General features: G+C 37.9%; 28 protein-coding genes and 2 pseudogenes. 23 read left to right on the forward strand and 7 right to left on the reverse strand.

Features of this window, described 5'->3' with window-relative positions; all coding sequences use genetic code 11:
- Nucleotides 1–327 precede the first annotated feature (327 nt).
- Together mef(A) and msr(D) are read left to right on the forward strand one after the other, a co-directional pair.
- On the forward strand, nucleotides 328–1,545 hold the full coding sequence (gene mef(A), locus CBI42_RS07805) for a macrolide efflux MFS transporter Mef(A) (protein ID WP_000417519.1): 1,218 nt from the start codon (nucleotides 328–330) through the stop codon (nucleotides 1,543–1,545).
- A 119-nt stretch (nucleotides 1,546–1,664) separates the two neighbouring features.
- Entirely contained in the window at nucleotides 1,665–3,128 is a 1,464-nt protein-coding gene (msr(D), locus tag CBI42_RS07810; RefSeq protein WP_000420313.1) for an ABC-F type ribosomal protection protein Msr(D), read from the forward strand.
- Nucleotides 3,129–3,245: 117 nt separating this feature from the next.
- On the opposite strand, the gene CBI42_RS07815 is transcribed toward msr(D), so the two are convergent.
- From CBI42_RS07815 to CBI42_RS07830, 4 genes and pseudogenes are all read right to left on the reverse strand, one after another.
- Nucleotides 3,246–3,545, reverse strand: a complete 300-nt coding sequence (locus tag CBI42_RS07815) for a DUF5960 family protein (protein WP_001072467.1) — start codon at nucleotides 3,543–3,545, stop codon at nucleotides 3,246–3,248.
- Nucleotides 3,532–3,900: a hypothetical protein gene (locus CBI42_RS07820; protein WP_000567222.1), complete on the reverse strand. Its 369-nt coding sequence runs from the start codon at nucleotides 3,898–3,900 to the stop codon at nucleotides 3,532–3,534. Before CBI42_RS07820 ends, CBI42_RS07815 begins: the two co-directional genes overlap by 14 nt.
- Before the next feature lie 12 nt (nucleotides 3,901–3,912).
- Nucleotides 3,913–4,248: a DinB/UmuC family translesion DNA polymerase gene (locus CBI42_RS07825; protein WP_000806926.1), complete on the reverse strand. Its 336-nt coding sequence runs from the start codon at nucleotides 4,246–4,248 to the stop codon at nucleotides 3,913–3,915.
- Nucleotides 4,245–4,424, reverse strand: a pseudogene (locus tag CBI42_RS07830) (DNA polymerase); the annotation flags it as partial. The pseudogene CBI42_RS07830 and the gene CBI42_RS07825, both read right to left, overlap by 4 nt.
- Here CBI42_RS07830 and CBI42_RS07835 point away from each other — a divergent pair.
- From CBI42_RS07835 to CBI42_RS07935, 21 genes and pseudogenes are all read left to right on the forward strand, one after another.
- Complete coding sequence (locus tag CBI42_RS07835) at nucleotides 4,422–4,853, forward strand: zinc ribbon domain-containing protein (protein WP_001178677.1); 432 nt, start codon at nucleotides 4,422–4,424, stop codon at nucleotides 4,851–4,853. The pseudogene CBI42_RS07830 and the gene CBI42_RS07835 sit on opposite strands and share 3 nt — an antisense overlap.
- A 134-nt stretch (nucleotides 4,854–4,987) precedes the next feature.
- Nucleotides 4,988–5,875: a nucleotidyltransferase domain-containing protein gene (locus CBI42_RS07840; protein ID WP_001270697.1), complete on the forward strand. Its 888-nt coding sequence runs from the start codon at nucleotides 4,988–4,990 to the stop codon at nucleotides 5,873–5,875.
- A gap of 5 nt (nucleotides 5,876–5,880) precedes the next feature.
- Nucleotides 5,881–6,465: a hypothetical protein gene (locus CBI42_RS07845; protein ID WP_001005371.1), complete on the forward strand. Its 585-nt coding sequence runs from the start codon at nucleotides 5,881–5,883 to the stop codon at nucleotides 6,463–6,465.
- A gap of 333 nt (nucleotides 6,466–6,798) precedes the next feature.
- Entirely contained in the window at nucleotides 6,799–7,416 is a 618-nt protein-coding gene (locus tag CBI42_RS07850; protein ID WP_049502575.1) for an RpiB/LacA/LacB family sugar-phosphate isomerase, read from the forward strand.
- Between the two features lie 203 nt (nucleotides 7,417–7,619).
- A pseudogene (locus tag CBI42_RS07855) lies at nucleotides 7,620–8,426 on the forward strand (alpha/beta hydrolase).
- A gap of 11 nt (nucleotides 8,427–8,437) precedes the next feature.
- A complete protein-coding gene (locus tag CBI42_RS07860; RefSeq protein ID WP_094753681.1) occupies nucleotides 8,438–8,566 on the forward strand; it encodes an ADP-ribosylglycohydrolase in 129 nt (42 codons plus the stop codon).
- A 104-nt stretch (nucleotides 8,567–8,670) separates the two neighbouring features.
- A complete protein-coding gene (locus tag CBI42_RS07865; protein WP_094753682.1) occupies nucleotides 8,671–9,288 on the forward strand; it encodes an SAP domain-containing protein in 618 nt (205 codons plus the stop codon).
- Between the two features lie 40 nt (nucleotides 9,289–9,328).
- Nucleotides 9,329–10,183 (forward strand): ADP-ribosylglycohydrolase family protein, encoded by an 855-nt coding sequence (locus tag CBI42_RS07870; protein ID WP_094753683.1) that lies wholly within the window; start codon nucleotides 9,329–9,331, stop codon nucleotides 10,181–10,183.
- A gap of 113 nt (nucleotides 10,184–10,296) precedes the next feature.
- Nucleotides 10,297–11,178, forward strand: a complete 882-nt coding sequence (locus CBI42_RS07875; protein ID WP_094753684.1) for a diacylglycerol/lipid kinase family protein — start codon at nucleotides 10,297–10,299, stop codon at nucleotides 11,176–11,178.
- A 63-nt stretch (nucleotides 11,179–11,241) separates the two neighbouring features.
- The gene (locus tag CBI42_RS07880; RefSeq protein WP_094753685.1) at nucleotides 11,242–11,733 is read left to right on the forward strand and encodes a phosphoribosylanthranilate isomerase; all 492 of its coding nucleotides are present in this window, start codon (nucleotides 11,242–11,244) and stop codon (nucleotides 11,731–11,733) included.
- 175 nt (nucleotides 11,734–11,908) lie between these two features.
- Entirely contained in the window at nucleotides 11,909–12,544 is a 636-nt protein-coding gene (locus tag CBI42_RS07885) for a hypothetical protein (RefSeq protein WP_094753686.1), read from the forward strand.
- Between the two features lie 203 nt (nucleotides 12,545–12,747).
- Nucleotides 12,748–14,490, forward strand: coding sequence for a glycoside hydrolase family 13 protein (locus tag CBI42_RS07890; RefSeq protein ID WP_094753687.1), 1,743 nt, complete (start codon nucleotides 12,748–12,750; stop codon nucleotides 14,488–14,490).
- A 119-nt stretch (nucleotides 14,491–14,609) separates the two neighbouring features.
- A complete protein-coding gene (locus CBI42_RS07895; RefSeq protein WP_049493738.1) occupies nucleotides 14,610–14,921 on the forward strand; it encodes a hypothetical protein in 312 nt (103 codons plus the stop codon).
- 554 nt (nucleotides 14,922–15,475) lie between these two features.
- Nucleotides 15,476–16,936, forward strand: coding sequence for an aminotransferase class I/II-fold pyridoxal phosphate-dependent enzyme (locus CBI42_RS07900; protein WP_094753688.1), 1,461 nt, complete (start codon nucleotides 15,476–15,478; stop codon nucleotides 16,934–16,936).
- A complete protein-coding gene (speE, locus tag CBI42_RS07905; protein WP_049504668.1) occupies nucleotides 16,937–17,797 on the forward strand; it encodes a polyamine aminopropyltransferase in 861 nt (286 codons plus the stop codon). It abuts the gene before it with no gap.
- On the forward strand, nucleotides 17,794–19,053 hold the full coding sequence (locus tag CBI42_RS07910) for a saccharopine dehydrogenase family protein (protein ID WP_070479165.1): 1,260 nt from the start codon (nucleotides 17,794–17,796) through the stop codon (nucleotides 19,051–19,053). Before speE ends, CBI42_RS07910 begins: the two co-directional genes overlap by 4 nt.
- Nucleotides 19,053–20,180: a carboxynorspermidine decarboxylase gene (gene nspC, locus CBI42_RS07915; RefSeq protein ID WP_094753689.1), complete on the forward strand. Its 1,128-nt coding sequence runs from the start codon at nucleotides 19,053–19,055 to the stop codon at nucleotides 20,178–20,180. Before CBI42_RS07910 ends, nspC begins: the two co-directional genes overlap by 1 nt.
- The gene (gene aguA / locus CBI42_RS07920; RefSeq protein ID WP_094753690.1) at nucleotides 20,177–21,262 is read left to right on the forward strand and encodes an agmatine deiminase; all 1,086 of its coding nucleotides are present in this window, start codon (nucleotides 20,177–20,179) and stop codon (nucleotides 21,260–21,262) included. Before nspC ends, aguA begins: the two co-directional genes overlap by 4 nt.
- Nucleotides 21,263–21,271: 9 nt before the next feature.
- On the forward strand, nucleotides 21,272–22,147 hold the full coding sequence (gene aguB / locus CBI42_RS07925) for an N-carbamoylputrescine amidase (RefSeq protein WP_094753691.1): 876 nt from the start codon (nucleotides 21,272–21,274) through the stop codon (nucleotides 22,145–22,147).
- A 190-nt stretch (nucleotides 22,148–22,337) separates the two neighbouring features.
- Nucleotides 22,338–23,039: a response regulator transcription factor gene (locus CBI42_RS07930; RefSeq protein ID WP_094753692.1), complete on the forward strand. Its 702-nt coding sequence runs from the start codon at nucleotides 22,338–22,340 to the stop codon at nucleotides 23,037–23,039.
- Nucleotides 23,036–23,914: a sensor histidine kinase gene (locus CBI42_RS07935; protein WP_094753693.1), complete on the forward strand. Its 879-nt coding sequence runs from the start codon at nucleotides 23,036–23,038 to the stop codon at nucleotides 23,912–23,914. The genes CBI42_RS07930 and CBI42_RS07935 overlap by 4 nt, the downstream gene beginning before the upstream one ends.
- A gap of 39 nt (nucleotides 23,915–23,953) precedes the next feature.
- Here the strand turns inward: CBI42_RS07935 and CBI42_RS07940 are convergent, their stop codons facing one another.
- The 3 genes from CBI42_RS07940 to CBI42_RS07950 form a co-directional block, all read right to left on the reverse strand.
- Nucleotides 23,954–24,706 (reverse strand): ABC transporter permease, encoded by a 753-nt coding sequence (locus tag CBI42_RS07940; protein WP_094753694.1) that lies wholly within the window; start codon nucleotides 24,704–24,706, stop codon nucleotides 23,954–23,956.
- Between the two features lie 10 nt (nucleotides 24,707–24,716).
- The gene (locus CBI42_RS07945) at nucleotides 24,717–25,625 is read right to left on the reverse strand and encodes an ATP-binding cassette domain-containing protein (protein WP_094753695.1); all 909 of its coding nucleotides are present in this window, start codon (nucleotides 25,623–25,625) and stop codon (nucleotides 24,717–24,719) included.
- Between the two features lie 141 nt (nucleotides 25,626–25,766).
- Nucleotides 25,767–26,576, reverse strand: coding sequence for a Cof-type HAD-IIB family hydrolase (locus CBI42_RS07950; RefSeq protein WP_094753696.1), 810 nt, complete (start codon nucleotides 26,574–26,576; stop codon nucleotides 25,767–25,769).
- Nucleotides 26,577–26,633 lie beyond the last annotated feature (57 nt).

Raw genomic sequence — 26,633 nt, forward strand, 5'->3', positions numbered from 1 at the left:
GATATAAACAAAGATGTAGGAGGAACCGAAACTATGACAGCCTCAATGCGTTTAAGATAAGCTGGCAATAAAAAAAGCAGAATCTATACCCGATGATAGGCTTTTTTGTTGTGCTTATTTATACGATATTGAGCATTCATTAGTTACGGTGAGGATATTGGTTATTTAACTATACCTTTATTTAACTATGTCTTTAATATGAATGTTTCCAAATTGTATGTATGCAGACCAAAAGCCACATTGTGGGGTTTGGCCTGCATTTTTTATTGCCTAGAATGCTATTCAAAATAGAAATTCAAGCAAAATAATATGCAGGAGATAATATAAATGGAAAAATACAACAATTGGAAACGAAAATTTTATGCAATATGGGCAGGGCAAGCAGTATCATTAATCACTAGTGCCATCCTGCAAATGGCGATTATTTTTTACCTTACAGAAAAAACAGGATCTGCGATGGTCTTGTCTATGGCTTCATTAGTAGGTTTTTTACCCTATGCGATTTTGGGACCTGCCATTGGTGTGCTAGTGGATCGTCATGATAGGAAGAAGATAATGATTGGTGCCGATTTAATTATCGCAGCAGCTGGTGCAGTGCTTGCTATTGTTGCATTCTGTATGGAGCTACCTGTCTGGATGATTATGATAGTATTGTTTATCCGTAGCATTGGAACAGCTTTTCATACCCCAGCACTCAATGCGGTTACACCACTTTTAGTACCAGAAGAACAGCTAACGAAATGCGCAGGCTATAGTCAGTCTTTGCAGTCTATAAGCTATATTGTTAGTCCGGCAGTTGCAGCACTCTTATACTCCGTTTGGGATTTAAATGCTATTATTGCCATCGACGTATTGGGTGCTGTGATTGCATCTATTACGGTAGCAATTGTACGTATACCTAAGCTGGGTAATCAAGTGCAAAGTTTAGAACCAAATTTCATAAGGGAGATGAAAGAAGGAGTTGTGGTTCTGAGACAAAACAAAGGATTGTTTGCCTTATTACTCTTAGGAACACTATATACTTTTGTTTATATGCCAATCAATGCACTATTTCCTTTAATAAGCATGGAACACTTTAATGGAACGCCTGTGCATATTTCTATTACGGAAATTTCCTTTGCATTTGGGATGCTAGCAGGAGGCTTATTATTAGGAAGATTAGGGGGCTTCGAAAAGCATGTATTACTAATAACAAGTTCATTTTTTATAATGGGGACCAGTTTAGCCGTTTCGGGAATACTTCCTCCAAATGGATTTGTAATATTCGTAGTTTGCTGTGCAATAATGGGGCTTTCGGTGCCATTTTATAGCGGTGTGCAAACAGCTCTTTTTCAGGAGAAAATTAAGCCTGAATATTTAGGACGTGTATTTTCTTTGATCGGAAGTATCATGTCACTTGCTATGCCAATTGGGTTAATTCTTTCTGGATTCTTTGCTGATAAAATCGGTGTAAATCATTGGTTTTTACTATCAGGTATTTTAATTATTGGCATTGCTATAGTTTGCCAAATGATAACTGAGGTTAGAAAATTAGATTTAAAATAAACAATATTGGAGGAATATTTATGTATCTTATTTTCATGTAACTCTTCCTGCTAAAATCGCAGGGTTTTCCCTGCATACAAGCAAATGAAAGCATGCGATTATAGACAGGAGGAAATGTTATGGAATTAATATTAAAAGCAAAAGACATTCGTGTGGAATTCAAAGGACGCGATGTTTTAGATATAAATGAATTAGAAGTATATGATTATGACCGTATTGGTTTAGTAGGAGCAAATGGTGCTGGAAAAAGCACTTTACTCAGGGTACTTTTAGGAGAATTAACTCCCCCAGGATGTAAAATGAATCGTCTGGGTGAACTTGCCTATATTCCCCAGTTGGACGAAGTAACTCTGCAGGAGGAAAAAGATTTTGCACTTGTAGGCAAGCTAGGTGTTGAGCAATTAAATATACAGACTATGAGCGGTGGTGAAGAAACAAGGCTTAAAATAGCACAGGCCTTATCGGCACAGGTTCATGGTATTTTAGCGGATGAACCTACGAGCCATTTAGACCGTGAAGGAATTGATTTTCTAATAGGACAGCTAAAATATTTTACAGGTGCACTGTTAGTTATTAGCCATGACCGCTATTTTCTTGATGAAATAGTAGATAAAATATGGGAACTGAAAGATGGCAAAATCACTGAGTATTGGGGAAACTATTCTGATTATCTTCGTCAGAAAGAGGAAGAACGTAAGAGCCAAGCTGCAGAATACGAACAATTTATTGCGGAACGTGCCCGATTGGAAAGGGCTGCGGAGGAAAAGCGAAAACAGGCTCGTAAAATAGAACAGAAGGCAAAAGGTTCTTCAAAGAAAAAAAGTACTGAAGACGGAGGGCGTTTAGCTCATCAAAAATCAATAGGAAGTAAGGAAAAAAAGATGTATAATGCTGCTAAAACCCTAGAGCACAGGATTGCGGCCTTAGGAAAAGTAGAAGCTCCGGAAGGCATTCGCAGAATTCGTTTCAGGCAAAGTAAAGCATTGGAGCTCCATAATCCATACCCTATAGTCGGTGCAGAAATTAATAAAGTATTTGGGGATAAGGCTCTGTTTGAAAATGCATCTTTTCAAATTCCGTTAGGAGCAAAAGTGGCGTTAACTGGTGGTAATGGAATCGGAAAAACAACTTTAATCCAAATGATCTTAAACCATGAAGAAGGAATTTCTATTTCGCCTAAGGCAAAAATAGGTTACTTTGCACAGAATGGTTACAAGTACAACAGTAATCAGAATGTTATGGAGTTTATGCAGAAGGATTGTGACTACAATATATCAGAAATTCGTTCAGTGCTAGCATCTATGGGGTTCAAACAGAACGATATTGGAAAAAGTTTATCTGTTTTAAGCGGTGGAGAAATTATAAAATTGTTGCTTGCTAAAATGCTCATGGGTAGATATAACATCCTAATAATGGATGAACCCAGTAACTTCCTTGACATACCAAGTTTAGAGGCTTTGGAAATACTAATGAAGGAGTACACCGGAACTATCGTGTTTATCACCCACGATAAACGATTACTCGAAAATGTAGCAGATGTAGTTTATGAAATTAGAGATAAGAAAATAAATCTGAAACATTAAATTTAAGGTAGTCGCTGGTCAGTATAGTCTGTTCTGGTTGGCGACTCCATTGTTAAAGAGTATAAAGACTTTAGATTTTATGAATATTAAAAATAGGAACAGTCAATTGAACTGCTCCTATTTTTCTGCTAAATATATTGTAGTTTTCTTATATGTATAATGATAGATTAGCGGATTCTCATCTACGGTACTTACTTCAAATATGAAGAAGTGATCGCGGTTATCTCTGGACTTTTCCTTATTGAGGACAAAGTAATTCTTACGTGAAGTCGCCATTGTTTTTAGGATATCATCAGTTAGGAAGGTCAATGGAATATTCATGTTAGAGTAGCGGTAGAAGTCACGTTCAAAATCTTGGTAGCTCTCGCTATAATAGTCCATTTGTAGGTGATTACGCTGAAACTCAAGCTGATTCATAGAGCACCTCCTCGACAAGTTCAATACTAATAATGTCTTTTAATTTCAAATTGATGTGACCTGTTGTAGTTTTTATCAAAATGAAATCTTTGGTCAGACTTGGTATTGTTCCAGTGTAGGAAACACGCTTGTTTTTTTCAATCACTTGAATGCGTGTGCGTAGCTGCCCGGCGTATACTTGACTGAGGAGTAATAATTTCTTCTCTAGTGATAAGTCAGACATGTACGTTACTTTGTTTGTATCATCAGAGAGTGCTGATGCATGTTCAGATAGGAAAAAGCCCATCCATTTTTGCATCTTTGTATCCTGGTACTCTCTTGCTGATTGAAATGGTAAATATGAACGGTCAATCATATCAAATCCTTTCTATGCAGAGGCAAGGGTATTTTTATCAAATTGAATCGTAAAACCTTGAATTCCCCCACCTGTGTAACATTCTTTAAAGCGATTGATTACCTCAGTATAGATTATCACAGATGAGCTTGTTGGCTTAATGCTAAATGTAAATTCCAATGGTAATCGGTTTTCAGATTTAGCATGTACTAGTCGTATCGATATTTCAGTTGTTTTGAGTTTTCTCTGACGAAGTTTTGAAGTTGCTGTTTCAACGATTCCATGTAAAAATCTTTCAAGCATTTCAATATCATTACATCCTTTGCTACGGATTTCTGAAAATTGTACTGTATTTTTTTCTTGTTTCATTTTAATCCCTCCAATCCACCCGCGGAATGACCACCGATAAGTTTACTGCGTTCAATATTTCTGGAACCTTCAGTTAGGACGGTTCCTTTTTGTATGGCTAAAAAACCAAACTGTTCTCTGACAACATCAATAGCTGTCTGAAGTCTATTTTCTTTTTCAATTTCTTCTACATCATGCAAAATGAGGACAACCCTTTTACTACCAAGGTGTTCTGTGCAGAATGCGGTTCAGCTTTTGGACGTAAGAACTGGACGACCAGTCGTGGCAAACGTAAAGTTTGGCAGTGTAACAACCGTTATAAGGTAAAGGGACAGATTGGTTGTCAGAATAACCATATCGATGAGGGAACACTAGAGAAAGCTGTAATGATGGCAGTTAAACTACTGAGTGAGAATATGGATTTGTTGCATGGAAAGTGGAATAAGATCTTGGAAGAAAACCAGTTATTAGAAAAGCATTACAGTGTGTTACTGGCTGAATTGATAAATAAGGAGTGTTGGGAATATGATTCCTTTGAGATGTGTCAGGTACTAGATAGTATTTTGATTTCGGAGGATGGACAGATAACCGTTAGATTTTTGGAAGGAACAGAAGTTGATTTATAAGGCTGTAGGCATAGTATAGTTCACTATGTTTGCAGCCTTTTTTCTTGTTTAGTGGTATAATTATATGTAGGATTTTTTTAATATCGGTTACTTTTTATGAATTAACCAAAAAACTAAAATGGAGTTGTTTTATAATGAGATATTCTGAAGAAGCATTACAATCATGGATTAAGCCGTTATCTGCCACTGAAGAAACACGGGTTGAAAATACTATTGGAATGATTAAAGATGCAATAGAAAGGAGTGGGCTCTCTTCAAAGTATGAATATGAAATTTTTGCCCAAGGTTCTTATGCAAATAATACGAATGTAAAGAAAAATAGCGACATTGATATCTGTATCATGGTGAAATCTTTATTTTATTGTGAGTATGTAGATGGGTTATCGGACCTAGACTATAATTACTCTAGTAGCAGCACCAATGCTAATGTATTTAAAAACGAAGTGATTAAAGCGTTAATTTCAAAATTTGGTGCAGAATCAGTTTCTATTGGCAATAAGTGTATCAATATTAATTCTAACTCATATCACGTAAATGCAGATGTAGTCCCATGTTTTCAATATCGAAATTATAGATATATTGGTAGCAGGTCATCTGAAAAATTTGTTGAAGGCATCAAATTTTTTACCTCAAACGGAAATTATGAAGTAATTAATTATCCTAAAGTTCATATACAAAATGGTATCTCTAAGAATAAATCTACTCACTATAAATATAAATATTTAGTTAGGATTATGAAGCATATTAAGAACGAGATGCAGGAGCTAGGATTGACAAACGAACGCATTTCTTCATATTTGATAGAATGTTTGGTCTGGAATATACCTGAACAGATGTTTTTCAATAGTAATAGCTACACAGGGTTGTTACAGCAAGCGTTATATTACATAGTGTCTCAAGTGAATTTAAATTGGGTTGAAGTAAGTGGAATGTATTACCTTTTTCGTTCAGAGCAGAAATGGAATTTACAGGATACAAAAACTTTTTTAGTTAGAATGATTGAATTTTTGGATTATAAATAAAACTTATGAATGAACAGCAGAAAAAATTTTTGAATATTACAATATGGGTTTTTGCAATTTGCTTGTTATTAAGATTGTTAATAAGTGGCCAAGAGATTGCAGTGAATCTTAAATCTGATATTTTGGCATTGGTATATTCAGCCATTGGGTATATTGGTGAAGCTATATCAGTTACAGCAATTATTATGGCTATTTTTGAAAAAACAGCATGGCGGTGGCCATTACTATCTAAGATTCATAATGTTCCAATTTTATTTGCGAATTATGTAGGTAGTTTCAAGACGGACTATGATCAGAATGAAAGAAATTGTGAACTTACTATTGAACAGTCATTTACGACTATTAAAGTTAAGTTTAAAACGGGTGAAAGTTCGAGCCATAGCATTACAGCATCAATTATCAATGATAATGGAACACAAAAATTAATTTATACATATTTAAATAGCCCAAGGGCTGAATTGCAAAGTCCTATACATTATGGGACGGTAATTCTTGATATTGATAATCCAAATCAACTAGAAGGAAATTATTATACTAATCGAGGAACCAAAGGTTCAATGAGTTTTGAGATAAACAACCCTTCTCGCTAGTTGGATTTGTAAAGATTTAAATAAAGAAAGAAGAACTAACTATCGGAAACTTGGCATAGATGTAACAATACTGTATATTAACGAAGCCGTAAATACTCGCATTAGTTACGTTTAATAGTTTAATACGGATATTCAGCAGCTTTGATTTCGTTTCACAGTATAGGTAGTAACCGTCAAGACATGTGGAGGCGGTAGTTTTGATGTCAAAAGTTGCAACCAGTGAATAAATGAAGTGTAGAAAATAAAGGCTTGTTCAATTCAATATATAATGAATTACCGGCACCCAAACCAAAGAAAAAGAAATAATTAAATTAGAAGTTGAAGGGGGGAAGAATGAGAATCGGAGTTATTCAAGCAAGTTCGCAAGCGACCAAAAATCAAATAATCTATGATGCTGTATTAAAGTATGCTCCAAAGAAATCTGAGGTTATAAATTTTGGCTGTACGATGGAAGAAAATGAAAAATACTCGTATATAGAAATTTCTATTCTTATAGGTATCTTGTTGGCAAGTAGGACAGTTGATTTCGTTGTTACGGGCTGTTCTTCCGGACAAGGAATGATGCTTGCTTGTAATAGTATGCCTGATGTCATTTGCGGATATGCACCTACACCGAATGATGCCTATTTATTTGCTCAGATTAATAATGGAAATGCGATATCATTACCATTAGGTGAAAATTATACATGGTCAGGTACTGAAAATCTTGAAAGAACAATAGAAGCTCTTTTCTCGAAGCCATTTGGACAAGGATACCCCAAAAGTGAGGCAGAGAGAAAGGTAAGAGATGCTGAGAAACTTAAAGAAATAAGAAGAATCGGGCAGGTTCAGTTTGAAGAATTCGCAAATGTACTAGATATATCATTGTTTGAATCAATCAAGAGGAAACAGAATGTAATTCAGAATGTAAAGGCGTATGGGAAGAAAGAAATAGCTGATTTAATGAAATGAGTAAATCACAGTTTGTCGGGGTAATACCTTTTAACGATAACCTTATGCTATCGTCAAAAGGTTTATAGACATGTTCCCACATACATGTTCACTTGGCATACATAGTGTTCACTCGTTTTATGTCGAGTGTGTGGTACTGCTTTTAAGAGCTGATTGAACAAGGAAAATTAGCTAGTGAAAGTCCTACAGTAAGGAGTTTAAACATGAAATTCCATGAATTTGGTAATAAGAATTTGCCTCCTATTTTACTGATACATGGTGGTGGCAGTTCTTGGTGGAATTATCTTCGTCAAGCACGAATCCTGTCAGAAGAATACCGTATTATTCTACCCACTTTGAATGGCCACGGAGAGGAATATCAACTTGATTATGTTTCTACTGAAGATTCTGCTTTGGAGATTCTAGACTATATCAAAGCAAACTGTGGTGGGAAATTGTTTGCAATCGGTGGTGTTTCACTTGGTGGTCAAATTGCCATGGAGCTTTTATCTTTAGATAGTGAAATTGCTGAGAAGGCCATCATAGACGGAAGCCTCTGTATTCCTCAACCAAGGTTAGCTAAAATCAGCATCTTTCTAGTGTCTCTATTTGGTAAATTGATGTTCAATAAATTCTCTTGCAAACTTCAGTTAAGCATGATGAACAAACTCTATCCTTAACTGGCTTATCCAGAGGAAATAAAAGCTTATTATTTGGAGGATCTGCCAAGGACGCCTATTAAAACATTGGTGACCATTTACAAAACCTATATGGGGCATTACAAGCTGAAAGATATGATTTCTGCTAGCAAGGCTCAGGTTCTGTATATCTATGGTGAAAAAGAATTGAACTGTGTGAAAGAATCAGCGAAATTATTTCATCAGCTACATTCAAATACGATTTTGTATGAAGCAAAGGGATATAATCATGGCTATTTATCAGCTTACCTGCCTCAAGAGTGGGTTGATTTGGTGGTACCATTTTTAAAGAATGATTCATTTAAAATGGGTGATGAAACTGAAATGATGTAAGGAGGAATCATATGCTCGGAGCAATTATTGGAGATATTGTCGGTTCTGTTTACGAATGGAACAATATTAAAACGAAGGACTTTCCTTTATTTGGGAAGGATTGTTTTTTCACGGATGATACAATAAGTCCGAACCGCTGAATGTGTAAGCTTGTTAGCGAAACGTAGCTAATCCTTAGAATAAAGAAACTAAAACTCCATTATTTAGAAATGAAAACCTAAACTGTTTTTAAGGAGGTGTTATATTGATAGAAAGCAGACCTGAGTTTGAAAAAATCACATCCTTTGATGAATTTAATAAATACTATTGGTATCGGGATGAACTTTCACAGATATGCAAGTCATTGGGACTTGAATATAGAGGTACCAAACAGGAACTCAATGATATTATTGAGCAGTACTTTAAGGGTAATTTGATTAAAAAATCATCAATAAAAAGGAAAAAGAAACAAGTAGAAGCCGTTGCCTTAGATACGCCCTTACTTGAATGCGGATTCTCCTTTAATGCAGACTTTAGAGAATATTTCTCAACTTTAACAGATGTTTCGCCCTTTAAATTTACTGCTGATATGGCGACAGCTTGGAGAAAAGTAAAAAGAGAAAATGATTTGAGTTTTACAATCCAAGATATGCTAAAAGTTTATTATGGAAATTCAGATTATGCCAAGTATGACCATTCAATTTGTCAATGGAACCAATTTTTAAAGGACTTCTGTGCAGACGAAAATAGTCGTAACTACTCAAACAAGTTAAAAGTAGCTTCTATTCTTTGGAAAGAAGTTAGAAATTCAAGTAATGAAAAAATTTATTCAAAGAATCTTTTGACCGAATATGCTGATAGAATAAACGAGTATAGGAAGTAGAAATATCAGTCTAAACCAAGAGTTCACAAGGAGGAATACTATGCTAGGAGCAATTATTGGTGATATTGTAGGTTCAGTTTACGAATGGAACAATATCAAAACTAAGGATTTTCCTTTATTTCGTGAGGATTGTTTTTTCACGGATGATACGGTTATGACCTGTGCTGTGGCAGAAGCCATCATGAATGGTGGTCTGGAGGATGACTTTATTGATGCTATGAAGAAATACGGCAAAATGTATCCCGATGCGGGCTACGGTGCTCGGTTTAGTAGTTGGATCAATAGTGATAATCGTGAGCCTTATAATAGCTTTGGAAATGGATCTGCTATGCGTGTTTCTCCCTGTGCTTGGCTTATGGACTGTGGCTTTTGTGCAAGAACTGGTATGACACCATCAACTAGAAAGCTTGCACGACTTTCAGCAGAAGTCACCCATAATCATCCAGAAGGTATCAAAGGAGCCATGGCGACAACTGATGCTATCTTTCTGTGTCGTTATTACTTTGGAGGTTATTGCGGAGATTATGAGCAACCAATCAATGACAATCCTACAGAGTGTAAAAGACGGATTAAGGATTATATAGAGAAGACATATGGCTACAATCTATCTCAAACTTTAGATGAGATCCGCCCTAACTATCGTTTTAACGAAACATGTCAAGAAACTGTCCCTCAAGCCATTATTGCCTTTCTTGAAAGTAGAGACTTCGAAGATGCGATAAGAAATGCTATCTCACTTGGTGGCGATAGTGATACACTTGCAGCAATCACAGGAAGTTTAGCCGAGGCAGCTTACGGAATTCCTGATTGGATAAAGGATAAGGCCTATTCTTACTTGGATAACCCCTTAAAGGATGTAGTCATTAGATGGGAAAATAGAATAAAAGCATTTTAATCTCCAGTACGTCATATTTCTCTTTTCCGTATTTTCATTGTATAATAAGATTACATTTACTTACATATGGCGAAATGTAAACATTTCTATTTAAAAATTAAGGAGTATTATCAATGAAAAAGGCGATGTTAATTATCAACCCTACTTCTGGTGGCGAGAAGGCTTTGGATTACAAAGAAAAGCTGGAAAATAAAGCAAAAGAATACTTTGAACACGTAGAAACCAAAATTACTGAAAAAGCGCTGGATGCTACTAATTTCGCTGCAGAAGCTTCAGAAGAAGGCTATGATGCTGTCCTTGTTTTTGGTGGTGATGGTACAGTTAATGAAGTCATTTCTGGCATTGCTGAAAAAGACTATATACCGAAACTTGGAATTATTCCTGGTGGTACTGGTAACTTAATTACCAAACTTTTGGAAATTAACCAAGACATTGACGGAGCCATTGATGAACTTGATTTTAATTTAACAAATAAGATTGATATCGGTAAAGCGAATGACAATTATTTTGGTTATATCTTTAGTATCGGTTCACTTCCTGAGGCGATTCACAATGTTGAAATCGAGGACAAGACAAAATTCGGTATTTTAGCCTATGCTGTAAATACCATGAAGTCCGTTATGACGGATCAGGTCTTTAACATTAAGGTTGAGACAGAAAATGGAAATTATGTTGGTGAAGCTAGCCATGTTTTGGTTCTCTTGACAAATTACTTCGCTGATAAGAAAATCTTTGAAGAAAACAAAGACGGCTATGCCAATATCTTAATTCTAAAAGATGCCTCTATATTCTCTAAATTATCCGTTATTCCTGATTTACTAAAAGGAGATGTTGTCGGCAATGATAATATTGAGTATATCAGAGCGCGTAATATTAAGATCTCTTCAGATAGTGAATTGGAGTCAGATGTTGACGGCGATAAATCGGATAACCTACCTGTAGAAATCAAAGTTCTAGCTCAGCGAGTAGAAGTGTTTTCAAAGCCGAAAGAGTAGAAGGTAAAAATTAGTTTATTATTCACAACGAAATTAAGTTCTATATCAACGATTGGAGGAGGAATGAATTCTCTATTTGATGAATTTCGAACAATTTGTTCTCATTTAAACCAAATCGGAATCACACCGACGCTCATGGGGTCCTTGGGTTTTGAATACCGTTCAAATGAAGAATGGAGGCCGTCTGACATTGACATTCATGTGCCTGGTGATCCTAGAGGTTGGGAAGCACCTGATCATCTCAGAATTTATGAGTGGGACAAGATAATGAAAGTGATGAAACACTTAGGCTATGCCTTAATAGATATTCATGAGCATGAATTCAAAAAAGATGGTCTGAGTGTTGAATTCGGAAGTATCGATTCTTTACCTGATTTTGCAGGAGTTTCGGAATCGGATATAGAATTGATTCATCTCGAAAACATCACTTTTCGCATTCCAAATCTAGAACAGTTTTTAAGTATTTACAAGGCTTCTTCCCAAGATTCTTATCGAAATGAGCACAATAACAATAAGGATTTTAAAAAGATAGAATGGTTAGAAAGACATTTGTAAATCTATCTTTCTTTACAACCATTAAAATTCAAGTAAATAATATAGATATCTCAAAATATTTAATTAGTTTCAAGAAAGTTTTATAAATAGGTATTATTCATAACATAGTGCGCTAAATTTAGTGTTATTATGAAATCGGAGGGAATGATTTGTCAGTTTTAACAGAAAAAACAGAATGGCTCTGGAAAAAAATCAGGAGCTATGGCTTAAAGAAATTGTTGAATATATTGAAGCACATGATTTAGTTGATTATAATTTTCAGGACAATAACGAATGGACTGCTCGTGATTGTGATTATGAACAGTCACCTTTATGCCAGATAATTTGGGGAGAAATAGTTTCCAGTTACCTTTCTAAGAAATTCGGCGAAGACTATACATATTTAATAAATAGGTATGATTTAACAGTACAAAGCGATACGAAAAGTTTTCGTTTTCTCTTTGATGTAATGAATAATGGTAAGGCAGCATATAATCCTTCTTATAAGACAGAAGATAATAGTGATATTATATATAAATATCATTATATTGGTAATTTTACCCCTATTCCAGGTAATGTTCCATTAAAGCGAAGTTTACAATTTGTTCACAAAGGTTTTCAAGAAGATTGGAACGAGATGATAAAGCATATTAGAGATCATTGGAATGAATTTAAGTTTGATTTGACGTTTGATGAATATATTGAGATGACTTTTCAAACCGATTATTATTCAAACAAAAAATTTAATAAGATTATTGAAAAAGAAGATATAAAAAATATGATTATTTCGAGAGGCAAGCTAATAGAAGGACGGTTAAAAGAGCTAATTTAAAATTAAGTATGAACTATTTAAGCAGATTTTAGAAAAAAGTTTAAAATTGAAAAGCCTTTTTTAAGGCTTTTTGTATACTTTAAAATATAGTTCCTTTAAGGACGGACATTCCTTGAAAATAGTTTACAAAAATAGTATACTGGATTTATTGACTTTGAAAACGTTTGCGTAAAATTTGAATTAATACTTTAGGAGACAAATTGATGGAATTAAGTGCTATTTACCACAGGCCAGAGTCGGAGTTTGCCTATCTTTATAAGGATAAGAAGCTTCACATTCGGATTCGAACTAAGAAAGAGGACATTGAAAGCATCAACTTGCACTATGGAGACCCTTTTATCTTTATGGAGGAGTTTTATCAGGATACAAAAGAAATGTCCAAAATAACTTCTGATGCCCTATTTGATTATTGGCAGGTTGAAGTGTCCGTCTACTTTGCGCGTATCCAGTATCTCTTTGAACTCAAGGATACAGAAGGTCAAAGTATTTTGTATGGCGATAAAGGGTGTGTGGAAAATTCTCTAGAAAATCTTCATACTATTGGAAATGGATTTAAGTTGCCTTATCTTCATGAGATTGATGCCTGCCGGGTTCCTGATTGGGTTTCAAATACGGTATGGTATCAGATATTTCCTGAGAGATTTGCTAATGGAAATGCTCTATTAAACCCAGAAGGGACTTTAGACTGGGATTCATCTATCACACCTAAGAGTGATGATTTCTTTGGTGGTGATTTACAGGGGATTATTGACCATCTGGATTACTTACAAGACTTGGGTATTACAGGTCTTTATCTCTGTCCCATTTTTGAATCTACGAGCAATCATAAGTACAATACGACGGATTACTTTGAAATCGACCATCATTTTGGAGACAAGGAGACCTTCAGTCGACTGGTGAACCAAGCCCATCAGAGAGGCATGAAAATCATGCTGGACGCCGTTTTCAACCATATCGGTTCGCAATCTCCTCAATGGCAAGATGTTGTCAAAAATGGTGAGCAATCTGCTTATAAAGATTGGTTCCATATACAACAATTCCCAGTGACGACTGATAAGCTTGCTAATAAGAGAGACTTGCCCTATCATGCTTTTGGTTTTGAGGGCTATATGCCTAAGCTAAATACAGCCAATCCAGAGGTTAAGGAGTATCTTTTAAAGGTTGCGACTTATTGGATTGAAGAATTTGATATCGATGCTTGGCGTTTGGATGTGGCTAATGAGATTGACCATCAGTTTTGGAGGGATTTTCGTAAGGCAGTTTTAGCTAAAAAGCCTGATCTTTATATCCTAGGAGAAGTCTGGCATACATCTCAGCCTTGGCTAAATGGGGATGAGTTCCATGCAGTCATGAATTATCCTTTATCTGATAGTATCAAGGAGTATTTCTTACGAGGAATTAAGAAGACAGATCAGTTCATCGATGAAATCAATGTCCAATCTATGTATTACAAACAGCAGATTTCAGAGGTTATGTTTAATCTCTTGGATTCTCATGATACAGAACGTATTTTGTGGACGGCCAATGAGGATGTTCAACTGGTTAAATCAGCCCTAGCCTTTCTCTTTTTACAAAAAGGAACACCCTGCATCTATTACGGAACCGAATTAGCTTTAACCGGAGGACCAGACCCAGATTGTCGTCGCTGTATGCCTTGGGAACGCGTATCAAGTGACAATGATATGCTGAATTTCATGAAGAGGCTGATTAATATTAGAAAACAAGCGTCATCAACCATTCAGCATGTCAAGTATAGCCTAAAAGAAATCAAACAAGATATAGTAGCCCTTGAATGGAAATACGAAGGCCGGGTCCTTAAAGCGATCTTTAACCAATCAAAAGAAGAGTATATTTTAGAGAAAGAAGCAGTATCACTAGCAAATAATTGCCGAGAATTGGAGAATCAGCTTGTCATCTCTCCAAAAGGATTTGTGATTTTTTATTAAAGAGCAATTAAGAGTGACAGGAAAATTGTAGTATAGAGAGCATTTTACAAACAGACTATTTGTCGTCTTGCTACAATTGGTATATAATTTAACTTAGAGTAAATAGGAGGACAAATCGAATGGAATTAAAAGATTTTACAGAAAAAGAACAGGAAATGATTAAGAAGGGGCTTACGACGTCTAAGATTAGTGACAAGGAAGCTGCTGAAAAGATTCTTGCGCTAGTACCACAAGACTTGATTAAGAGAATTCCGTTTTTTGTAAGAAAACATGCTACGACACGTACTATTAAACGCATTTCAATTGAACACCCTGAACTCTACGCTGCAGCTCAAACAAGTGGTGAAATACCAGAAAAAGAACGCGAAGAATTACGTCAGATTATCACGACTATCTTTGAACAAAAGATGAATAAGCATAGTATTCGTTAAATAAAAAAACTGAGAACTAGACCCTTCTAGTTCTTTTTGTATCCGCTTTCACATTATACAACTTATACAAATCTATATAAAATATTATTTTTCCGAACAAAAATAGATATTTTTTCAAAAAAGTACTTTACAGAGTGTTGAAAGTATGTTATATTATTAAAGCTTAGAAAATGAGATGATGTTTTCTAGCAAATATAAACCCGAGTAAAAAATGCCTACGGACAGGCAGGGTTGAATGCCGAAGCGTGGTTGAAAAGCCACATTATTGATAGGGTTAAAAGCCTACTTTTATAAGTTGATGTTAGGACACTTGTCCTAATTCATAAATTTTTAGTGTGGTGAAAGCACACGTCATCTTGTGAAACGATCAATAAAGTACGTAATATTTGCTACTAGAGAGTTAGGAAACATCGGGAACAGACATACTCAACAGAAACAAACATAAAAACGTCAGAAGATTGCAGAGCAGGTGAAAACCTGCTCTTTTTTCATGAGTCAACCTTTAGTCGCCTTCGTCTTCTTAAAGCGCTAAAAATACGGTAAAGGAGTATGTCTTGAAAGAGTTAGATCAAAACCAAGCCCCAATTTATGAGGCCTTGGTGAAGTTACGCAAGAAAAGGATTGTTCCCTTTGATGTTCCAGGTCACAAGCGTGGACGAGGAAATCCAGAACTTGTCGAACTGTTGGGAGAAAAATGTGTAGGCATTGATGTCAATTCGATGAAACCCTTGGATAATCTTGGTCACCCCATTTCGATTATTCGAGATGCAGAGGAGCTGGCGGCGGATGCTTTTGGAGCTAGCCATGCCTTTCTAATGATAGGTGGAACAACCTCATCGGTGCAGACTATGATTCTGTCAACCTGCAAGGCAGGAGATAAGATTATTCTGCCACGAAATGTCCATAAATCTGCTATCAATGCGCTGGTTCTGTGTGGTGCCATTCCCATCTATATCGAGATGAGTGTAGATCCTAAAATTGGTATCGCTTTAGGTCTTGAAAATGACCGAGTAGCCCAGGCCATAAAGGACCATCCAGATGCTAAGGCCATTTTGATTAACAATCCTACTTACTACGGAATCTGTTCAGACCTAAAGGGTTTGACAGAAATGGCTCATGAAGCTGGCATGATGGTTTTAGTTGATGAAGCCCACGGAGCGCACTTACATTTTACTGATAAACTTCCAATTTCTGCTATGGATGCAGGTGCTGATATGGCAGCAGTTTCCATGCATAAGTCTGGTGGGAGTTTGACCCAAAGCTCCATTTTACTTATCGGGGAGCAGATGAATTCTGAGTACGTTCGTCAGATTATCAACTTGACCCAATCAACATCTGCATCGTATTTATTGATGGCTAGTCTGGATATTTCACGTCGCAACTTGGCCCTTCGTGGTAAAGACTCTTTTGAGAAGGTTATTGAACTATCAGAGTATGCTCGTCGTGAAATCAATGCTATTGGTGGCTACTATGCCTATTCAAAAGAGTTAATAGACGGTGTCTCGGTTTGTGATTTTGATGTGACCAAGCTGTCAGTTTACACTCAGGGTATTGGCTTAACTGGTATCGAGGTTTATGACCTCCTGCGAGACGAATACGACATTCAGATTGAGTTTGGTGATATTGGCAATATCTTGGCCTATATTTCGATTGGTGACCGCATCCAAGACATCGAGCGCTTGGTCGGTGCTTTGGCTGATATCAAGAGACTCTATTCACGAGATGGGAAGGACTTGATAGCTGGAGAATATATCCAGCCCGAGTTAGTGCTGTCTCCACAAGAAGCCTTCTATTCAGAGAGAAAAAGTTTGACCTTGGACGAATCTGTTGGACAAGTCTGTGGAGAATTTGTTATGTGTTACCCTCCAGGAATCCCTATCTTGGCTCCTGGTGAACGCATTACACGAGAAATTGTCGACTATATCCAATTTGCCAAGGAACGTGGTTGCTCCCTCCAAGGGACGGAAGATCCAGAGGTCAATCACATCAACGTCATTAAGAAAAAGGAGAACTAGATGGATTTATGGTTTTCTGAAGTTCATACTCCAGATGTCAAATTGTCCCTGAGAACAGCCAAGCAACTCTACGCTGGTAAAAGTGAATGGCAGGATATCGAAGTCTTGGATACACCAGCTTTTGGAAAGATTTTGATTTTAAACGGGCATGTTTTATTCTCAGATGCGGATGATTTTGTCTACAATGAAATGACCGTTCATGTTCCCATGGCTGTCCACCCAAATCCCAAGAAAGTCTTGGTTATTGGGGGTGGTGACGGTGGTGTTGCCCAAGTATTAACACTTTATCCTGAACTGGAGCAAATCGATATCGTGGAACCAGATGAGATGTTGGTTGAGGTCTGTCGTGAGTATTTCCCAGATTTTGCCGCAGGGTTAGATGACCCTCGTGTTACCATTTACTACCAAAATGGGCTACGCTTTTTGCGAAACTGTGAAGATGACTACGATATTATCATCAACGATGCGACAGATCCCTTTGGACATACGGAAGGTCTCTTTACCAAGGAATTTTACGGAAATAGTTACAGAGCCTTGAAAGAGGACGGAATCATGATCTATCAGCATGGGAGCCCCTTCTTTGACGAGGATGAGTCAGCTTGCCGAAGCATGCACCGCAAGGTCAATCAAGCCTTCCCAATCAGTCGAGTTTATCAGGCCCATATCCCTACCAGTCCTGCAGGCTATTGGTTATTTGGGTTTGCATCGAAAAAATACCACCCTGTCAAAGATTTTGACAAGGAAGGTTGGAAAAAACGCCAGCTTTTCACAGAATACTACACTGCAAACCTACATATTGGTGCCTTTATGTTGCCTAAGTATGTTGAGGACATTTTAGAAGAAGAGGAAGGAAAAAAATGAGTCGTTTATTAGTTATTGGATGTGGGGGCGTTGCCCAAGTTGCTATTTCAAAGATTTGCCAAGATAGCGAAACCTTTACAGAGATTATGATTGCTAGCCGTACTAAGTCAAAATGTGATGACTTGAAGGCTAAATTAGAAGACAAAACAAGTACAAAGATTGAGACAGCTGCTCTTGATGCAGATAATGTCGAAGAAGTCATTGCCCTAATTGAAAGATACAAACCAGAAGCAGTTTTGAACGTAGCTCTACCATACCAAGACTTGACCATTATGGATGCTTGTTTGGCAACAGGTGTCCACTATATCGACACAGCTAACTACGAGGCAGAGGATACAGAAGATCCTGAGTGGCGTGCCATCTATGAGAAACGTTGTAAGGAACTTGGTTTTACAGCCTACTTTGACTACTCATGGCAATGGGCTTATCAGGAGAAATTCAAAGAGGCAGGCTTGACTGCTCTGCTTGGATCTGGCTTTGACCCAGGTGTAACCAGCGTTTTTTCAGCTTACGCCCTTAAACACTATTTTGATGAAATCCACTATATCGACATTTTAGACTGTAATGGTGGTGACCACGGTTATCCGTTTGCGACTAACTTCAACCCAGAAATCAATCTACGCGAGGTTTCTGCGCCAGGTTCTTACTGGGAAGATGGTAAGTGGGTTGAGGTCGAGGCTATGTCTATCAAGCGTGAGTACGATTTCCCTCATGTCGGACAAAAAGACATGTATCTCCTTCACCACGAAGAAATCGAATCATTAGCCAAAAATATTCCAGGTGTTAAACGTATTCGATTCTTTATGACCTTTGGTCAATCTTATCTAACGCACATGAAATGCTTGGAAAACGTTGGTCTCCTTCGTACGGATACCATTAACTTTAACGGTCAAGAAATTGTACCAATCCAATTTTTGAAAGCCTTGCTTCCAGATCCTGCCAGCCTTGGCCCACGTACAGTTGGAAAAACCAATATCGGCTGTATCTTTACAGGTGTCAAAGATGGTGTTGAAAAGACCATTTACATCTATAATGTTTGCGACCATCAGGAATGTTACGCAGAAGTTGGTTCACAAGCCATTTCTTACACGACTGGTGTTCCAGCTATGATTGGGACAAAATTGGTTATGAACGGTACTTGGAAACAACCTGGAGTTTACAATCTTGAAGAATTGGATCCAGATCCATTCATGGAAGCTTTGAATGAGTATGGTTTACCTTGGGTTGTGGTTGAAAATCCACAAATGGTGGACTGATGAAGTTAGGACAAGTACCAACACCAGCTTACGTCATTGACTTGGCAAAGTTAGAAGCCAATTGCCGCATTCTACAATATGTTCAAGAAGAAGCAGGTTGCAAGGTTTTGCTTGCCCAGAAGGCATATTCTCTTTATAAAACCTATCCCATGATTAGCCAGTACCTATCTGGTACGACAGCTAGTGGACTCTATGAAGCGAAGCTGGCTAGAGAAGAATTTACGGGGGAAGTCCATGTCTTTGCGCCTGCTTTCAAGGATACGGACTTGGAGGAATTGCTTGAGATAACGGACCATATCGTCTTTAACTCGGAGAGACAGTTGCGTAAGCATGGGGCTCGTTGTCGAGAGACTGGTATTAGTGTCGGTTTACGTCTCAATCCTCAGTGTTCAACTCAAGGAGATCACGCGCTCTATGACCCTTGTGCACCTGGATCTCGTTTTGGAGTTACTCTAGACAAGATACCAAGTGATTTGTTGGATTTAGTGGACGGTCTTCATTTTCATACCCTTTGTGAGCAAGGTTCAGATGATTTAGAGACAACCTTGAAAGCAGTAGAAGCGCAGTTTGGATCCTATTTGCATCAAGTTAAATGGCTCAATATGGGTGGTGGACACCACATCACCAGAGAAGACTACGATGTAGATTTGCTGATTTCTGAAATCAAGCGTATCCGAGAAACTTACAATCTTGAAGTCTATATTGAGCCGGGTGAAGCCATTGCGCTCAATGCAGGTTATCTAGCAACTGAAGTATTGGATATTGTAGAAAACGGCATGGAAATCTTGGTTTTAGATGCCTCCGCGACCTGCCATATGCCTGATGTACTTGAGATGCCCTATCGCCCACCTTTGAGAAATGGCTTTGAGGCACAGGAAAAAGCCCATACCTATAGACTTTCTTCAAATACCTGTCTGACGGGTGATGTGATTGGCGATTATAGTTTTGAAAATCCAGTTCAAATCGGTGATAGACTTTATTTTGAAGATATGGCCATTTATTCTTTTGTCAAAAATAATACCTTTAATGGTATTGGATTACCAAGTCTCTATCTTATGGACGAGCAGGGTGACTGCAGCTTAGTTAAAGCCTTTGGCTATCAAGACTTTAAAGGGAGATTATCATGATGGACAGTCCAAAAAAATTAGGCTATCACATGCCAGCAGAGTACGAACCCCATCACGGAACCTTGATGATCTGGCCTACAAGACCAGGATCTTGGCCTTATCAAGGTAAGGCAGCTAAAAAGGCTTTTAGCCAGATTATAAAAACCATAGCAGAAGGGGAAACCGTTTATCTCTTGGTGGAGCAAGACTATCTATCAGAAGCCCAATCTTATCTTGGAGACAAGGTAGTTTATTTAGACATTCCCACCAATGATGCTTGGGCGCGTGATACAGGTCCGACCATTCTTCTTAATGATAAAAGGGAAAAGTTGGCGGTAGATTGGTCTTTCAATGCCTGGGGTGGTGCTGTTGACGGTCTCTACCAAGACTATGAAGCAGATGACCAAGTAGCCAGTCGCTTTGCAGAAGTTTTAGAGATACCTGTTTATGATGCCAAACCTTTTGTCCTAGAAGGCGGAGCGATACATAGCGATGGTCAAGGAACCATTCTCGTGACTGAAAGTTGCTTGCTTAGTTCTGGTCGCAATCCTCATCTTAGTAAAGAAGAAATTGAGAGAAGATTATTGGACTATCTAGGTGCTGACAAAGTTATCTGGCTTCCTTATGGTATTTATCAGGACGAAACCAATGAACACGTTGACAATGTTGCTGCCTTTGTTGGTCCTGCTGAGCTTGTTTTGGCTTGGACAGACGACAAAAGCGATCCTCAATATGCCATGTCAGAAGCTGATTTAGCACTTTTAGAACAGGAAACAGATGCAAAAGGTCGTCCCTTCACCATTCATAAACTTCCTATCCCAGCTCTTCGTCAAGTTGTGACAGAAGAGGATTTGCCAGGCTACATCTATGAAGAAGGAGAAGAAGAGCGATACGCAGGTGAACGACTAGCAGCTTCCTACGTAAACTTTTATATCGCCAACAAGGCTGTCCTTGTTCCCCAATTTCAAGACGTAAATGACCAAGTAGCCTTAGATATCCTCAGTAAGTGTTTCCCAGACCGTAAAGTTGTCGGAATACCAGCCAGAGATATTCTTTTAGGTGGTGGCAATATCCACTGTATCACCCAACAAATCCCAGAATAGGAGAAAAAGATGAGAAATGTAAGAGTTGCAGCCATTCAGATACAATGTGCCAAGGATGTGGCAACAAATATTCAAACAGCGGAGCGCTTAGTACGTCAGGCTGCAGAACAAGACGCACAAATTATTCTCTTACCAGAGTTGTTTGAACGTCCCTATTTCTGTCAGGAACGTCAGTATGACTACTACCAGCATGCCCAGTCGGTGACAGACAATACAGCTATTCAGCATTTTAAAGTTCTTGCTAAAGAACTACAGGTTGTTCTACCGATTAGTTTCTATGAAAAAGATGGCAATGTCTTGTATAACTCTATTGCCGTTATTGATGCAGATGGGGAAGTGCTGGGCGTTTACCGAAAGACCCACATACCAGATGACCATTACTATCAAGAGAAATTCTATTTCACACCTGGCAACACAGGCTTCAAGGTCTGGGACACTCGTTATGCTAAGATTGGTATCGGCATTTGTTGGGATCAATGGTTCCCTGAAACAGCCCGCTGTCTTGCGTTAAATGGTGCTGAATTGCTCTTTTATCCTACAGCCATCGGTTCAGAGCCAATTTTGGATACGGATAGTTGTGGTCATTGGCAGCGTACCATGCAAGGACACGCAGCAGCAAATATTGTTCCAGTCATTGCAGCCAATCGTTATGGTTTGGAGGAAGTCACTCCTAGTGAAGAAAATGGTGGGCAGAGTTCCAGCCTTGACTTCTACGGTTCATCCTTTATGACGGATGAAACAGGAGCTATTCTAGAGCTAGCTGAAAGACAAGCTGAAGCTGTTCTGTTAGCGACTTATGACCTAGACAAGGGAGCAAGCGAACGCCTAAACTGGGGCTTGTTTCGAGATAGAAGACCCGAAATGTATCAACGGATTACGGACTAGTAGGGGAGAAATGAGAGATTCATTCTGCTAGACTCGTTTTCACTAGCAACTATGAGGATACTAGATCATCTAGCAAATGGATTTTATATTTTAACCCTCCAAGGCTTTCTCGCGCTTTTATGCGAGGAGCTTTTCTGTTTAAGCTTTATCAATAAAACATGCTATAATAGTTGCAGAAAGGTTGGTATTTATGGCTAGGATATTGGTTATTGAAGACAATAGTGACATTCAAGAAATTTTGCGAACTCTTCTCACTGAGGAGCATGAGGTAATTCAAGCCTTTTCTGGTACAGAAGGAATCATGCGTTTTGACCAAGGGGGGATTGACCTCGTTTTGCTAGATATCATGCTTCCTGGGAAAAATGGGGATCAGGTTTTAAAAACTATCAGGGAGCAAAGTCAAACTCCAGTCATTATGCTAACGGCTTTGAGCGATAAGAAGTTGATCAGTCAATACCTCTTAGAGGGTGCCAATGATTACATAGTCAAGCCTTTTGATTTGGACGAAGTCTTTGCAAGAGTTACTGTTCAGTTACGTCAAAGTGCAGAAAAACAGCCTGCAGAAATTGTAAAAACTGAAAATCTGCCACAAAACTTGAAAAATATCCAGTTTGATGCCGAAAGTTTTGAAATCAAAAATAGTCAGGAAACGATTCGTCTTGCTAAGAAAGAATGCTTGATTCTCCAAACTCTCCTTAAACATCCTAAGAAAATTTTTACCAAAGAAGAACTTTATGAATTGGTCTGGGAGGATAGCTACCTACCTGGAGATAATACTCTCAATACGCATTTGAGTAATCTTCGAAAAAAATTAAACCAGCTTGATCCAAATCAAGAATATATTGAAACCATTTGGGGAGTTGGGGTAAGATTAAAAGGAGATAAGCAATGACCTACATGATAATCTTTATCCTATTGGTACTCCTAATTATTTTATCGATTGCATTGATTCGCTACCATCTAGCACTTAAAAACTTGAGTCAACAGATTGAAGATAAGATTCTCACGGGTAGTATGAAAAGAGTCGGAGTCAGCATTTTTTCCAAACATTTTTTACATCTCTACCAGCAGATTGAGAATCTATTTCAGGAAGTGGAACAATCTCGATTGGTTATGAAAAGGGAAAAACAGACTCTGGATATGGCCATCAGCAATATCGCCCATGATATCCGGACGCCTCTGACTATCGCTTCAGGCTACACCCAACAATTGATAAAGTCTCCTGAAAAGCAAGCAGAAACCTTACAAAAAATCGCCCAGCATCTTGATTTAGTTTCTAAACGTTTGGAGGCTCTTCTAGAATATCGTCGTTTGATGGAAGGGGCTGTCAAACCGAAAATGGAAGAAGTTGATCTTTCAGCTTTTATCACCAAGAAGACTCTGGCTTATTATGATGTTTTTCAGGCGGCAAATATCACGCTTGATTTTAAGGTTGAAGCTGGTTTAACAACAAGAACTGATGAAGACTTGCTGGATCGAATTTTACAAAATTTGCTTGGAAATGTCCTCAAACATGGCAAGGAAGAAGCACTTCTATCTTTAAGAAAGGAAAAGGAACAGCTTGTCTTAGAGATTGCAAACCTTGTCAAACAGCCCATCAAAAGAATAGAAAATCTCAGCAACCGTTTTTATTCTGAAAATCTATCTGATACTGAAGAGTCCTCTGGTTTAGGCCTTTATATCACTGAGGAATTATGCCATCTTCTTGGTGCAGAGATGAAACTAAGCACAGATGGCCAGTGGTTGTCGGTTTTCATTTATTTTTAACGAAATAAACCTCCTCTGTAGGCAAGAGGAGGTCATTTTTTATAGACTTTTCTTTTTGAAAACTGCCAGTCCACTTAGATTAAAGATTACAATAACAGCTAAGGTAACTATAAGTGTATAGAAAATGGATTCACTATTAGCAGTCATAGCATAGAAAAACTGCAATGATAAATATGGCAAAATTTTGATATTTGGAAAAATGAGCATTGGCATAGAAAGTAAGATAGAGCTGACCAAATAGCCAATAAATACTGCAAGATAAGAATGACTAACATAGAGAATAAAGGAAACAATGGAAAGCCAAGCAAGGAGGCAAAGGAATTGAAGGAAAATGGTTGTCAATAGATTGCCAATAAAGCCATCAGGCATAGTTCCAAATCCATTTAAGATAGTTGCTGGAATAAAGGCAATCACAAGGCTGATGATAAGTTGCAAAAGTGCAATACAAGCCACTACAAAGGCTTTGGCGAGGAAAAACTCTGTACGAGAAACCCCTACTGTCAAACTATTTTTATAGAGCTTTCCGATTAAATCAACACCGAGAACTAGACAAGTTATAATAATACAGAGAAAAACGAGGTTTGAACCTTGACTAGATGCGTTAATCAGGGCTTGTACACCGTCCCAACCTTGGGTTGGAATTTCTGGTTCTTCTGTCTGGATTGCCATCAAATGACCCGTAGCTCCTATACTTGCACCCATTAGCATGAGAGCAAAGAGAATGAACTCTGTAATCCAGAATCCTTTGGAACGGAAAAGACGGTAAAAGTCTGCTTGAATGGTATGTATCATGATTTTCCTCCTATTCGACCAATTGAGTGAAGTATTCTTCTAGGTTTTGACGGGCATAGTAAATCTCGTCAATGTCAACATCTGCCAAGGTTAATTCCTTAAGAATCTGCTTGACATCTTGTTCCTGACCAAAGATATGGATTTCATTTTCTGGATTGACAACCTTGAACTGGAGCTGGATTTGTTCTTTCAATACTTGACAAGCTTTCTCTTGGTCGGCTGTCTTAAGCACAATATAATCCTCACTTAGTGTTTCAAATTCAGCTTTGCTGATTTCACGGATAATCTTGCCTTGATCTAAAATACCAAAGCGATTTGCTAGGAGATAGAGTTCTGACAAAATATGGCTAGAGATGAGAATGGTAATCCCTTTTTCTTGATTGAGCCGTTGAATCATCAGACGAAATTCTTTGATACCAATTGGGTCAAGTCCATTGATAGGTTCATCTAAGATTAGGAAGTCTGGTTTAGATAGAAGGGCAATGGCGATCCCAAGTCTTTGTTTCATTCCAAGAGAGAAATCTCGAAAGACTTTTTTACCTGTATCTGACAAACCAACATAGTCCAGCGTTTCTCGAATGACTATATCAGCATTTGGAATATGCCGAATCATACAATAATATTTCAGATTTTGATAGGCTGTTAAGTGATTATGAGCTACGGGTGATTCGATAACAGAACCTACTCGAGATAGAGCTTTGGTCCACTCATTTTCCGTTTTGCTAGAGAAGAGGGAAACAGTCCCCTTATCCACAAAGAGTAGTTGCGTAATGATTTTTATCAAGGTGGTTTTCCCAGCTCCGTTCTTCCCGATAAGTCCATAAATATCTCCCTCTCTTATCGTTAGATGAAGATCCTGAAGAATAGCTTGTTTGGCAAAGTTTTTGGACAATCCATGAATATCAAGTACTGTTTTCATGATTCTCTCCTTTTGATTTATTTTGATAACTTTAGTATAAAGCATAGAAATCAAAGAAAGCTCAAGGATTTCTAAAGAGTTTCTAAAGTTTTTAGAATTCTTAAATATCAAAACCCAGTTGACATGAACTGGGCTTCTTAATTATAGAATATATTTTTCAATGGCACACGCAACGCCGTCTTCTTCGTTGCTTGCTGTAACGTCATCAGCTAGGGATTTGACATAATCGCTGGCATTTCCCATAGCAATACCAAGGCCTGCAAACTGGAGCATTTCGATATCGTTATTGGCATCGCCCATGGCCATAATCTCTGAGGAATCAATCTTCAAAATCTCAGCTAGTCGAGAAAGAGCAGTAGCCTTTGTCGTTCCAAGTGGCATGGCCTCATAAATGACTGGCTGCGAACGAACTCCGCTAAATCGTTGACAGAGTTCCTCAGCAAAACGCTGCTCAAAATCGTCTGTTTGGCTCTCTGTTCCTAAAAACATACCTTGGAACATTCGGTACTTGCCACTAGTCGCTTCCTCAAGAGAAATTTCAGTTAAGTCTGAAAAGACTAGCTTAGCATCATTTTCAATGATTTCATTGGGCTTGCCACCGAGGACAAAATAGTGCTCCTCATCAAAAAGAGTCAACTGAACATCGCTTTTTTCTGCTAGATCATAGAGGTATTCGATGTCAGCTGGACTCAATTCTTGCCAATCAACTAGTCCCCAGTCACTTGTCTGGTGAGTTGAACAACCGTTGTTAACAATCACATACTCATTCTGGAGATCAAGCCCCAGTTTTTGATAGTAGGGGAGAACACCGAAAAGCGGGCGACCCGTACAGAGAACCAGTTTGACACCTTTTTCAATAGCTTGGTGAATAGCAGTAATATGAGCTTGTGGGATTTCCTTGGCTTCATTGAGGAGGGTTCCGTCCATATCCAAGGCTAATAGTTTAATCATAGATTTTCCTTCTTTATTTTTTGGTATTATTATAGCATATTTTAGAGGAAAGGAGGA

The organism is Streptococcus sp. KR, assembly GCF_002238115.1.
Lineage (GTDB): Bacteria > Bacillota > Bacilli > Lactobacillales > Streptococcaceae > Streptococcus.